Here is a 12,700-nt window from a genome sequence, read left to right as displayed (position 1 = left end):
CTCGGTCTCGGCGAGGCCAGGACGAACCGCAACCCCACATCATACACCGATAGGAGTCTAACATATCTACGCGGCGAGGTAAACCAGCCGGGGCAGGAGAACCTTGCCCGCTTGCCCGCGGAAGCCGAGCGTATGGTCCAGGGCATGAGCGGTCTGCCGCTCCGTCTTACCCGCTTGCCCGCGGAAGCCGATCGGAAGCTTGGCATCGCCTTGTGTCATTGTATACTCGCCCGTCTGGAGCGTTTACCCGGCTCTTGCCCGCGTGGCTGAAACCCTGCAAGGCCCTCAGAATCCAAAGGAGGTGCGGCTTATGATTCCCCTGCAAGCACGGACGGGTCTCCAGGTGCTGTCGTCTGTTCTGATACTCGTTGTCGGCTGCGCCGGGGCGAGGCAGGGTGGAACCGGGCCCAAAATCTACGTCTGTACCGATCTGGAAGGGGCCAGCGGAGTGTACACGTTCACCCAGACGCGGGAGCGAGACACGCCGGCGGCCGTGCAGGCCCGTGAGTACTTCATGGGCGACCTCGCGGCGGTTGTCCGCGGGCTGCGGGATGCCGGGGCGTCGGAGATTGTGGTGCTGGACGGACATGGCAACGGGGCGATTCTGCCCCACTTGATGCCGGCGGGGGCAACGTGCATCACCGGCACACCTCGGCCGGGCCCTCTGGCGGGCCTGGACGACACCTTCGACGGGCTGGTCTTCCTCGGCTACCACGCGATGAAGGGCACGCCGGACGGAGTGCTGAATCACACGCAATCGTCACGAAGCGAAAACCGCTACTGGTACAACGGCGTCGAGTCCGGCGAATTGGCCCAGGACGGGGCCATCGCCGGCCACTACGGCGTGCCGCCGATTCTGGTTACCGGCGACGAGGCCACCTGCCGTGAGGCCCGACAGTTTTTCGGAAATGACTGTGTCACGGTCGCCGTGAAAAAGGGCCTGAGCCGCGAGGCGGCCGAGCTTCGGCCGTTTGCCGAAACCCGCAAAGCGCTCTATGAGGGAGCCAAACGCGCCGTCGCGGCCATCCCCCGCTGCAAACCGTATACCATCAAGCTCCCGATCCAGGCAAAGAAGCAGTGGCTGGCCTTCGATAAGCCCGATGCCCCGGGACGGCTGGAAACTAAGGAAGGAACGATCACCGATATCCTGAAGCTGCTGGATTTCTGAGTCGTGCCAGTTGTCAGCTCTTGGCCTGCAGCCGGACTGAGGCAGGAGCGCTCCTGGCTCGAGCTTCCGCGCCGGCTTTGGTCATCGACATTCCATGCCACCCCCTCCAACTCCCCCTTGGTAAGGGGGAGAGAGAGACCCGTTCCGGCTTCCCCATTGGTAAGGGGGAGAGAGAATGTCGCGGTGCTGCTGCAGGTACATGGCTGCGTGCAGCAGGGCCCGCAGCTCCACCAGGTAGTCCGAGGGTAGCTCTTGACAGGCTGTGGCGATGGCGTCGGTATGAGGGGCGTAGCACACTTGTGCATTTTGCATGGCAGGTTCTCGCAGCCGGCCAGGCAGGCGCGGGAGATTGGTTAGCAACAGACTGGGCAGCCCAAAGGCGAACCGCCTTTCTGGGGGGCGCAACCCAAACGCACAGTGACCGGAAAACACCCGCGCAAACCGCACCGCTCTCTGGCCGCAAGGCACCAAGTCGGTCGACGTGCGGTCCCGCGCTACGAAAAGATCCAGGCAGCCTGTGGCAATAGCCGAGCCCCATATGCGTTGTACGCAGTAAGCGGCAACGGGCTGGAGGATCTGTTAGGGCCCGTGTAAGGGGGCTGCTTGAAGCGCCAGCGTGTGGCCGACGCGGATCCGGGATTTCGAGAATACCTGAATGTCTGCATACGCAAAGGGGAGTTTATCATGCTGTTACGGTTGAACGGATGGATGGTGGCATTGGCGGCGGGGGTTGGCTGTCTACTGGTGACTTCTGCGGTTTTCGGACAAGGCAAGGCGGATCCGAAGGCCGCTAAGTTGTCGAAGCTTCTGGAGAAACACCCGGATGCGGACGCAAACAAAGACGGGAAGCTGACGGCGGAGGAGGCCGAGGCCTATCTTCAGGCCAAGCGGGGGCCGGGTAAGGGCGGCTTGGGGCTGGGGATGCGTGGGCCCGGCCCGGGTCCGTGGGGCAAGGGTGATCCCGCCCAGATGCTTAAGATGCACCCCGAGTGGGACACCAACGGGGACGGGGCGCTCAGCGACGAGGAAATTCAGGCCGGCCGTTCGGCTATGTGGGGCATGAGCCGTGAGGAGGTTGCTGCCAAGATCCTCGAGAAGCAGCCTGAAGCCGACACTGACGGGGACGGCAAACTGAGCCCGGAGGAGTTCGCCGCGTTCCATAGGGGCAGGCCCGGCGGACCACCGGTGGCACCCTGGGCGGGTCTCGATCGTCTCATCGAGCAGTTTGCCGAGGCGGACCTCGATGGGAACGGCGAATTGAGCAAAGACGAGCTGATCAAGTTCCGTCAGAAGTTCGGTCCCCCGTGGGGGGCGGGGATGGGACTGCGACTCGGGCAGTTCGGCGATCGACCGATTCCCGAGCAGGCGAGGGCTAAGATGCTCGAGAACCATCCGGAAGCCGATACCGACAAGGACGGGAAGCTCAGCGACGCGGAGATGAAAGCCTTCTGGGAACAGAACCGCGGCAAGCTCGGCCTGGGAAAGGGGGAGAGAGCCGGCAAGGGCCTTGGCGAAGGCAAAGGGCGACAAGGGAAAGGGGCCAGGGGTGGCCAAGGTGGTGCCATTGGTCAGCAATAGGAGGATGCGGGAGCGCTCACGCTGAAAGGCGGAATCTCATAACGCTTTCCGGAACAGTGTGAGACAGGTTTCACGTCCGTCGTTGAACGGCAGAAACCCGGTCCCACACCCGGCTTTCAAGGCGCACATAAGACTGAAGAGCCGTGGACGACCGGTTCGCAGGCAGGGCCGATTCTGGGGGATGCCCGGCAGTAGAGTGACCTGGTTTTCGGAGTCCAGGGCTCTTCATTTTTGCGCGCGGCAAGGAGCAGAGGCGCCGGGATGAACTCCGGAATGATTCACCCGGGGCGCTTCGGCGGCAACCTCATGTCGAGAACGCGAACCAGGAAGGCCAACTGGTCGGCGGCCTCTTCAATGCGTTTGCTGGTCGGCTTCCCGGCGCCGTGGCCGGCACGGGTTTCGATGCGGATCAGAACGGGGGCGGGGCCGGCCTGTGCCGCCTGGAGGGCAGCGGCAAACTTGAAGCTGTGCGACGGCACGACACGGTCGTCGTGATCGGCGGTGGTAAGCAAGGTGGCGGGATAATGCGTGCCGGGCTTGAGGTTATGGAGGGGGCTGTACGCCCTGAGCACGGGGAACATTTCGGGGTCATCGGGACGGCCGTACTCGCTGGTCCAGGCCCATCCGATGGTGTACTGGGAGAAGCGAAGCATATCGAGGACGCCGACGGCGGGCAGCACGGCACCGAAAAGCTCCGGCCGCTGGGTCATGCAGGCCGCGACCAGGAGGCCGCCGTTACTGCCGCCGTGGATTGCCAGCCTGGCCGGGCGCGTGTAGTTGTTGGCGATCAGCCACTCGGCCGCGGCGATGAAATCGTCGAAGCATTTCTGCTTGTTCTTGAGACGGCCGGCGTTGTGCCAATCCTCGCCGTATTCGCCGCCGCCGCGGATGCAGGCTTCGGCGTAAACGCCGCCCATTTCCATCCACGCCACGCGGGTGATCGCAAAACGCGGCAGGTTCGGGATCGAAAAACCGCCGTAGCCGTACAGCAGCGTGGGGGCGTCGCCGTCGAGCTTGAGTCCTTTGCGGTGGGTTATGAACATCGGCACGCGCGTGCCGTCCTTGCTCGAGTAAAACACCTGACGCGTCTGGTAATCATCGGGATTGAAGCGGACTTTCGGTTTCTTGTAGACGATGCTCTCGCCGGTCTTGACCACGTAGCGGTAGATGGTGCCGGGCGTCGTGTAGCCGGTGAATCCGTAAAAGGTTTCGCGGTCGGTGCGTTTGCCGTCGAATCCCCAGGTGTTTCCGATGCCGGGCAGGGTCACCTCGCGTACGAACCTGCCGCCGAGGTCGAAGACCTTGACCTGCGAACATGCGTCCTTCAGGTAGCTCGCCAGGAACACGTCATCCACGACGCTAACCGAATCGAGGGTCTCAGGCGCCTGGGGTATGAGTTCCTTCCAGTGGTCCCGCCGGGGGTTGCGGATATCGATCGCGACGACGCGACGGCGAGGGGCGTCCAGGTCGGTCCGGAACCAGAAGATCGGCCCGTCATTGTCGATGAAGGCATACTCGGCGTCGAACTCATCGAGCAAACGGACGACCTCGGCGCGGTCCTGCCTGAGGTCGAGGTAGTAGACGCGGTTTTTGGGCTCGGTGCCCTCGGAGACGTAGATGATGAGGTACCGGCCGTCGTCGGTCACCTGACCGGTGAACATCCACTCCTTCCGGTCGGGGCGGTCATAGACCAGGCGATCATCGGACTGCGGGGTGCCTAAGCGGTGAAAATACAGTTTTTGATAGTAATTACTGGATTGCAGCTTCTTGTCATCCGGTTCGTCGTAGCGGCTGTAGAAGAACCCGCTGCCGTCGTGCGTCCAGGAGATTGCGGAGAACTTCACCCAGTTGATATGGTCGGGCAGGTCCTGTCCGGTCTGGACGTCGCGGACGTAGAGTTCGTTCCAATCGCTGCCGGCCCGGGCGATGGCGTAGGCCAGAAGCTTGCCGTCGGCGGTGACGTCGGTGCCGGCCAGGGCGACGGTTCCGTCGGGCGAGAGGGTATTGGGGTCGAGCAGGACCCGGGGTTGGCCGTCCAATCCGTCGGCCACGTAGAGCACCGACTGGTTCTGCAGGCCGCTGTTCCGCAGGAAGAAATAGCGACCTGCGGTCACGGTGGGGACGTCGAAGCGCTCGTAGTCCTGGAGCTGGGTAAGGCGTTCGCGAATGGCCGTCCTGGCGGGGATCGACTCCAAGTAGGCGAAGGTGACACGGTTCTGGGCCTCGACCCAAGCCTGGACCTCGGGCGAATCGAGGTCCTCGAGCCAGCGGTAGGGATCGGGGACTTTGATGCCGTGGTAGTCGTCGACGACGTCAACGGTTCTGGTCTGGGGATAGACGAGTGCTGGAGTGCGTGTCGTCGACACCCGGCCGCAGCCGGAGACCCCGGCCGATAGGGCCACGATCACCATCGCTGTACGATATCGCATGGAAGAGAGCCTCCTGTTGGGTCGCCGAGCTTTGTCCGGCGAGCCAGACCAAGCATGCTATCGGGTGGAAGGACCGCCGGCCAGCACCGGATGTGGGACGAAGGTTTCCCATTTTGACGTTGGGTTCGTTTGGTGGGGGAAGCTGTCAGGTCTCAGCTTGCGGCAGACTGCCAGAAGCAGTTCTGTCCCTTGGAATGCTGATCGGTGGCTGGTTGCTCTTTCGTTGGGTTCGTTTGGCAGGGGAAGAACTGGAGCAGAGCGCCTTGCTCCTGGCTATTGGCCGTCAGCTCCAGGGTCTTGGCGTCGGGCGAAGGGGATGGGATTCGGTTGTCAAAGAGCGCCGGCGGGGGCCATGGGCGGCTACCGGTTCGGTTCCGGTCGGCGCGCAGAGTCTCCGCTGGTGATGTCGGGAGGAAAACACGCGGGGTGCTCCGGTAGGGACGGGCGGAGCGGAGGAGGAAGGGAGGTGTTGGGCTGTTAGTCTGTTGGGCTGTTGGGTTCCAGCTTGGCTGAGCTGCTTTGGTTGGGGTCTGGAAGCCTGTCCCTTTGCTCTCGACCCGATGCACTGGCCCCAAGTCCTCAGCCCCAAGCCCGGCCGTTTGGGGGCTCAACGTAGGGGGGAACATGCTGTTATTGCCGGCCCATGGGGGAAGACGGGAGGGGCACGGCGTGCGGGTGGGGAATCCACACAAGAGGCCCAAGCAATCTCCACCAAAAAGCATCAGCCAGCAAGATAGCCCCTCGCCCGGATCCCGCCACTGGCGCTTCAAAAAGCCCTTGACAGCCTGTTTGGGCGATGTTAGGATTTATACCGATGCTGATGTTGCTGAAAATGGGCAGATCGCGTGTGGTACCCGGAAGCCCATAGGCTGGGGCGGGGACAATGATCAGTCTTCCAAACTGCTACGCACATACTCTGGCCGGCAAATCGAGGGACGAGTGGCAACCCCTAGATCTCCATTTGAATTCGGTTGCCAGCATAGCGTCGGATTATGCACGACCCTTCCAGTCGGATTGCTGGGCACACGTTGCCGGGTGGCTTCACGATCTTGGCAAGGCCCATCCCCAGTTCCAGGCCTATCTGGCCAGGGCGAACGGTCTTGAGGCTTCAGAACATGACGCCAGCGTTTGGGGCGGACGTGTCAATCACTCCGGGGCTGGCGCGGTTCTGGCCGTTGAGCACTGGCCAGGTATTGCCGGGAAGACGCTCGCTTATGTCACGGCGGGGCACCACGCCGGACTTGCAGATTGGAACAGCGCGGACAGCGGGGCCGGTGCGCTCTGCGTTCGGCTGGAATCAGAAAAACCAACAGCGGACGAGGTGCGTGATAAACTCCGGCAGTCCATCCGCAACCTTTCGCCGGTTCTATCTCCACCACCTTTCTTGAAGCCCGCTGGATATCACCTGTGGGTACGTATGCTCTTCTCGTGTCTGGTCGATGCCGACTTTCTCGACACGGAAGCTTTCATGGATAAGGGCCGTGCGGAATCGCGTCCGGGCTTTCCGGCACTTGGGAGACTCAAGACCAGTTTCGACGCGGCTCTCGGGAGGCTGGTTCGGGAATCGCCAAAGACTCTGGTCAACAACATTCGTCAGGAGGTCCTCACTGCCTGTCGCATTGCGGCGGAATGGCCACCCGGTTTTTTCTCGCTGACAGTTCCCACGGGTGGCGGCAAGACGCTCTCCAGTACTGCATTTGCACTTGACCACGCCATCCGCTACGGCAAGAGAAGAGTCATTTACGTCATCCCCTATACAAGCATAATCGAACAAACGGCTGATGTGCTTCGGCGGTTCCTCGGCGAGGACAACGTGGTGGAACACCACACTAACCTTTCGCCGGACAAAGAAACGCTCCGATTAGCTTTGGCCTGCGAGAACTGGAACGCGCCGGTCATCGTCACGACCAACGTGCAGTTCTTCGAGTCGCTCTATGCCGCAAGTCCGGGGAGTTGTCGCAAGCTTCACAACATTATCGAGAGCGTTGTGATCCTTGATGAGGCCCAGCTTCTCCCGCCCGAGCGGCTCATCCCCTGCGTGGATGCCTTGTGCCATCTGACACGTGATTACGGCGTCTCTGTCGTGCTCAGCACGGCTACGCAACCCGCGATACCTGATCCACTAAAGCCTGTGTGCGCCGGTGAGCCAACACCGTTGCTCCAGGCCCGGGAGATCATTCCAGATCCCGCTTCCCTCTATGATCGATTAGCCCGAACACGGATATCTTTCCCTTCGGACCTTGAGGCTCAATGCGACTGGACCTCGCTCGCCGCGGAGCTTTGCAGACACAGACAGGTGTTGTGCATCGTGAACCGCCGACAGGACTGCCGCGAACTTCACCGTCTTATGCCGCCAGGCACGATCCACCTCTCTGCTCTGATGTGCGGCGAGCACCGCTCCAAGGTAATAGCGGACATCAAAGAGAGGCTCTGCTCTGACGGCGACGTTCGGGTCATAAGTACGCAACTGGTCGAAGCGGGCGTAGACCTGGACTTCCCCGTCGTCTACCGCGCTCTCGCCGGTCTTGATTCCATTGCACAAGCCGCCGGACGCTGCAATCGTGAAGGCAAGCTGAACCGGCTTGCGGAAGTTGTCGTTTTCGTCCCACCCCGGCCCTCGCCGCCCGGCCTGCTCCGCAAGGGCGAAGACACGACTCGGGAGTTGGCCATGCTGCCGGGGTTCTGCCCCAATCGTCCGGCGTCATACACTCGCTACTTCGATCTTTATTATAGCAAGGTCAATGACATGGGTGGCAAGTGGTTGGAGGATCGCCTGACAAGACATATGCCAGATGTGGATTTCCGCACTGCCGCCGACGAGTTTCGTCTTATTCGCGATCTCTCAGTGCCGGTCATCGTCCGCTATGCTGAAAGCCCGACTTTGATTGAGCGTCTGCGGTTCAGCGGCCCCGTGCGCGAGGTGATGCGTCGACTTCAGCGGTTCACCGTGAATGTCAATCGCCGCGTCGCCGAACGGCTGCGGGATTCTGCGCTCATCGAGGAGATTCATCCGGGCATACTTGCACAGACACGGCCGGGGCTGTACGACACGACGACCGGCCTGGACATCTTCTCCGCAGGCTTTCCACCGGAGGAGCTTGTATTATAGAGAAAGGAGAGTCATGAAAGGTTTTACTCTTGACGTCAGCGGCCCATACGCATGTTTTACCCGCCCGGAGATGAAGGTCGAACGCGTCAGCTATGACGTCATGACTCCTTCCGCCGCCCGGGCCATCTTCGACGCGATCCTCTGGAAACCCGCCATTTTCTGGCGCGTGAAGCGCATTGAGGTACTAGCTCCCATCAGATGGGTGTCAGTCCGCCGCAACGAGGTCGACAAGACGGCTTCACCTCGATCGGATGGCATATTGATCGAAGAGGCACGCCAACAGCGCGCCGGGCTGTTCCTGCGCGATGTTCGGTATCGCCTTCACGCGGAGTTCGAGTTCATCCCGCCCGACAAGCGCGGACAGGTGTACAACCCGCTACCCGAATGGTTGGTAGACCCGGAGGAAGCGGCCGAGCTTCAGAGGCCCGATCTTCGCCCTGGTGAAACCGAAGCAAAGTACGCCGCCATGTTCGAGAGGCGAGCAAGAAGAGGTCAGACATTCCACCACCCCTATCTCGGGTGCCGGGAGTTCGGCGCTGACGTGCGATTAGTGGACAACGGCGTCACTTCGCCCCCACCGATTCGGGAATCTCGCGATCTTGGCTGGATGCTGTACGACTTGGACTTCTCGGATCCTGACAACATCCGACCGCTCTTTTTCCGGGCGCGAATGCAAAACGGCGTCATTATCGTTCCGGACCGTGACAACAAAGAGGAGGTGCGCGGATGATTCTCCATGCGCTGAAAGAGTACTACGATCGGAAGGCAGCGGACCCGGCATCGCGAATGGCCGCGCCCGGTTGGGAGTGGAAAGAGATCCCGTACGTCGTCGTGCTGGCGCATGACGGTCGTCCCGTGGCAGTGGAATGCACCTGGGAAGGTACGGGAGAAGAACGGCGGGCCAAAGCGTTTCTTCTACCGCAATCGGTGAAAAGGAGCTCCGGTATCAAGTCCAATTTGTTTTGGGATAATCCGGAGTATGCCCTGGGCGTGGTTCTCAAGGGAAAACCGAACAGGGTAAAGGAACAACATGCTGCCTTCCGCAAGGCGATTAGCAGTCTGAACCTGAGCGACGATGAAGGTGTGAGAGCACTTGAAGCCTTCCTCGACAGGTCGAACAAGAAAGAAACGCTCGCTGAGTTCGGCGAATCATGGGAGGAACTCCTGCAGAGCGGGCTTAATGTCACGTTTCGCCTGGCCGGTGACGCTTTGCCCATCGCGAACCGCCCGGTGGTTCGGCGTGCGATAGACGCACTAGCGGATTCTGAGATTGGCGCCAAGGCGGTCTGTCTCGTCACTGGCGAATACGCTCCGATCGAGCGCCTTCACGCATCTATCAAGGGCGTTTGGGGTGCAAACACCCGAGGAGGAGACATTGTTTCCTTCAATCGCGATGCGTTCGAGTCATTCGGGAAGAAACAGGGCTCGAACGCGCCCGTCAGCAAGAATGTCGCCTTTGCCTACACCACCGCCCTGAATCATCTTCTCCGGAAGGATTCGAGTCAACGCGTTCAAGTCGGCGACGCCTCGACGGTTTTCTGGGCTTCCCGTGACTGCCGTTTCGAATCCGAAGTAGCTGCATTTTTCGGCGAACCGCCCAAAGATGATCCTGACCGAGGCGTCAGGGCGGTCGAGGACCTGCTTCGGTCGGTGAATACTGGAGCCTACGTTGAGTCCGACAAGGAGACAAGGTTCTACGTCCTCGGACTCGCGCCAAACGCGGCTCGCATTGCCATCCGGTTCTGGCACGTGGGTACGGTTCCCGAAATGGCCCAACGGTTTGCCCAGCACTTCCGAGACCTGCGTCTTGTTCACGGTCCCAAGGACAAGGATACGCTGTCGCTCTTTCGCCTGCTGGTCGCCACTGCCGTTCAGGGCAAAGCGGAGAACATTCCGCCTAACTTGGCCGGGGACACCATCAGAGCAATTCTCGAAGGTCTGCCCTATCCGGCAACTTTGCTTGAAGCCGCCGTCCGTCGTGCGCGGGCGGAACATGAAATCAGCTACGCTCGTGCAGCTCTCATTAAGGCATCCATCAACCGACAAACCCGCTTCCACAATCCACATATTGAGGAGGAACTGAAAATGGCTCTTGATCCCGAGAACTCCAGCGTGGGATACCGCCTCGGGCGACTTTTCGCTACGTTGGAGAAGATCCAGCAGGATGCCAATCCTGGCATCAATGCGACCATCCGAGACCGCTTCTATGGCGCCGCTTCAAGCACACCCATCGCTGTGTTCGGCAACCTGATGCGTCTCAAGAACCACCACCTTTCCAAGCTTCCCGAAGGGCTGCGGATTGTCCGAGAAAGACTGATCGGCGAGATCATGTCCGGTATCGCGGATTTTCCGGCCCACTTGCCCTTGGCCGATCAAGGTCGGTTTGCGATTGGCTACTATCATCAAATGCAGGACTTCTACACAAAAAGAACGGATAAGAACGAGTAACCGTGAACTCAATGGAAAGGACATAACATGAGTAAAACGATCAGCAACCGCTACGACTTCATCCTTGTGTTCGACGTTCAGGACGGCAATCCGAACGGTGATCCCGATGCCGGCAACCTGCCTCGCGTGGATGCCGAGACGGGCATGGGGCTGGTCACCGACGTTTGCCTGAAACGGAAGGTACGCAACTACGTCGGCATGACCAAAGGGTTCGCGCCCCCGTTCGATATCTATGTCAAGGAGAAGGCTATCCTCAATCAGCTCCATGAGGCGGCCTACAAGGCCATCGGGGCTCAGGATCTTCTGAAGGGCGATGACAAGAAGCGCAAAGGGGGCGACAGAGTTGACGAGGCCCGCGATCACATGTGCAAGACGTACTACGACATCCGCACCTTCGGGGCGGTTATGTCCACTGGGATCAACTGCGGCCAGGTGCGGGGTCCCGTCCAGATGACTTTCGCCCGTTCGGTCGATCCGATCGTGACCCTTGAGCACTCGATCACGCGGATGGCCGTAGCCACCGAGGCTGAGGCTGAGAAACAGGGTGGAGACAACCGGACTATGGGCCGAAAGAACACCATCCCCTATGGCTTGTACATCGGTCACGGCTTCATCTCCCCCCACTTGGCCGCACAGACTGGTTTTACATCGGAAGACCTTGATCTGTTTTGGGAAGCCTTGGTGAACATGTTCGAGCATGATCGGTCAGCGGCTCGCGGCTTGATGTCGACGCGCAAGCTGATTGTTTTCCAGCATGCGAGCCCGCTGGGTAATGCCCCGGCATTCTCGCTTTTCGAGCGGCTCAAAGTCAGGCGTCGAGACGAGGCAAGGCCCGCGCGTGCATTTTCGGATTATGACATTAATCTGGACCAGAGCAATCTACCAGCCGGTGTAACGATCATCGAGAAGCCTTAGCCATCGGCACCTTTGTGAAACGACATGCTTGGGACTCCGACCTACGGCGACTCCGACCTTTTGCCAGTCTCCGCGTTGCAGCACCTGGCGTTCTGCCCGCGGCAGTGCATGCTGATACACCTGGAGCTGGCGTGGTCGGAGAACCGGCACACGGCGGAGGGGCGGCTGCTGCACGAGCGAGTACACGAGCGGCAGTCGGGGACCGAACACGGAATCCCGGTAGCCCGAGGGCTGCGGCTGGTGTCGTATCGGCTGGGACTGTCGGGCGTGGCCGACTTTGTGGAATACCATCCGGTGACCGACTCCCCTCTATCCCCCCTCAGTGAGGAGGGAAGTGGTGCAGACCCCCCTCGGTCCCCCCTTGTGAAGGGGGGAAGGGGGGTTGAGTTGCCCGGGCGTGCGGGACGTTGGGTGCCGTACCCGGTCGAGTACAAGCGTGGACGACCCAAGGCCCATGACGCGGACGCCGTGCAGTTGTGCGCGCAGGCAATATGTCTGGAGGAAATGCTCCAGACGGCCGTGCCAGCGGGGGCACTGTTCTATGGACGGACGCGCCGGCGAGCTCCGGTTGCGTTCACGGTGGAGTTGCGGAACCGCGTCGAGCGGCTTACGGTTCGCCTGCACGAGTTATTGGGCTCGGGCGTCACCCCGCCGCCTGAGCCGGGCCCCAAATGCAAGCACTGCTCGCTCAAGGACGATTGCCTCCCGGACCTACCCGCGTCTGCGGCGGCGTACCTGCGGCGGATGGTGCGGCAGGCGATTCGCGAGGTCTAAGCGGCGATGAAGACGCACGACAACACCCTGTACGTGACGACGCAAAAGGCTTACCTGGCCCGAAAGGGCACCAACATCGACGTTCGGGTTGAGGGTCAGAGTCGTCTGCAACTACCCGTCCATACCGTCGGCAGCATCGTTTGTTTCGGTAACGTCCTGTGTAGTCCGTTCCTGCTGGGCTTGTGCGCCCAGCACCGGGTGGCCGTGACGTTCCTCACCGAGAACGGCCGCTTCATGGGTCGGGTCGAGGGTCCGCAATCCGGCAACGTTCTTCTTCGC

The 12,700-nt window shown here is 61.0% G+C and carries 10 protein-coding genes; 8 read left to right on the top strand and 2 right to left on the bottom strand.

Going from position 1 to position 12,700, the window contains the following annotated elements; translation table 11 throughout:
• Positions 1–66: 66 nt before the first annotated feature.
• Positions 67–219 carry a hypothetical protein gene (locus PLL20_13915; protein HPD31088.1) on the bottom strand — a complete coding sequence of 51 codons (153 nt, stop codon included), beginning with the start codon at positions 217–219 and terminating at the stop codon, positions 67–69.
• Positions 220–310: 91 nt separating this feature from the next.
• Here PLL20_13915 and PLL20_13910 point away from each other — a divergent pair, with 91 nt between their 5' ends.
• Together PLL20_13910 and PLL20_13905 are read left to right on the top strand one after the other, a co-directional pair.
• Positions 311–1,168 carry a M55 family metallopeptidase gene (locus tag PLL20_13910; protein ID HPD31087.1) on the top strand — a complete coding sequence of 286 codons (858 nt, stop codon included), beginning with the start codon at positions 311–313 and terminating at the stop codon, positions 1,166–1,168.
• 684 nt (positions 1,169–1,852) lie between these two features.
• Positions 1,853–2,746, top strand: a complete 894-nt coding sequence (locus PLL20_13905) for a hypothetical protein (protein ID HPD31086.1) — start codon at positions 1,853–1,855, stop codon at positions 2,744–2,746.
• 278 nt (positions 2,747–3,024) lie between these two features.
• Here the strand turns inward: PLL20_13905 and PLL20_13900 are convergent, their stop codons facing one another.
• A complete protein-coding gene (locus PLL20_13900; GenBank protein ID HPD31085.1) occupies positions 3,025–5,175 on the bottom strand; it encodes a prolyl oligopeptidase family serine peptidase in 2,151 nt (716 codons plus the stop codon).
• 883 nt (positions 5,176–6,058) lie between these two features.
• Between PLL20_13900 and PLL20_13895 the strand changes: the two genes are divergently transcribed.
• The 6 genes from PLL20_13895 to PLL20_13870 all read left to right on the top strand — a co-directional run.
• Positions 6,059–8,284, top strand: a complete 2,226-nt coding sequence (locus PLL20_13895; GenBank protein HPD31084.1) for a CRISPR-associated endonuclease Cas3'' — start codon at positions 6,059–6,061, stop codon at positions 8,282–8,284.
• A gap of 13 nt (positions 8,285–8,297) precedes the next feature.
• A complete protein-coding gene (cas5c, locus tag PLL20_13890) occupies positions 8,298–9,014 on the top strand; it encodes a type I-C CRISPR-associated protein Cas5c (protein HPD31083.1) in 717 nt (238 codons plus the stop codon).
• Positions 9,011–10,732, top strand: coding sequence for a type I-C CRISPR-associated protein Cas8c/Csd1 (cas8c, locus tag PLL20_13885; protein ID HPD31082.1), 1,722 nt, complete (start codon positions 9,011–9,013; stop codon positions 10,730–10,732). The genes cas5c and cas8c overlap by 4 nt, the downstream gene beginning before the upstream one ends.
• Before the next feature lie 27 nt (positions 10,733–10,759).
• Positions 10,760–11,647, top strand: coding sequence for a type I-C CRISPR-associated protein Cas7/Csd2 (gene cas7c / locus PLL20_13880; protein HPD31081.1), 888 nt, complete (start codon positions 10,760–10,762; stop codon positions 11,645–11,647).
• 24 nt (positions 11,648–11,671) lie between these two features.
• Positions 11,672–12,421, top strand: a complete 750-nt coding sequence (gene cas4 / locus PLL20_13875; GenBank protein HPD31080.1) for a CRISPR-associated protein Cas4 — start codon at positions 11,672–11,674, stop codon at positions 12,419–12,421.
• A gap of 6 nt (positions 12,422–12,427) precedes the next feature.
• Positions 12,428–12,700 (top strand): CRISPR-associated endonuclease Cas1 (locus PLL20_13870; protein ID HPD31079.1); only part of this gene is annotated, 273 nt, incomplete at its 3' end.

Source organism: Phycisphaerae bacterium, from assembly GCA_035384605.1.
Lineage (GTDB): Bacteria > Planctomycetota > Phycisphaerae > UBA1845 > PWPN01 > JAUCQB01.
Note: the sequence above shows the minus strand (reverse complement) of the source record. Positions and strands in the feature narration are given on the sequence as shown.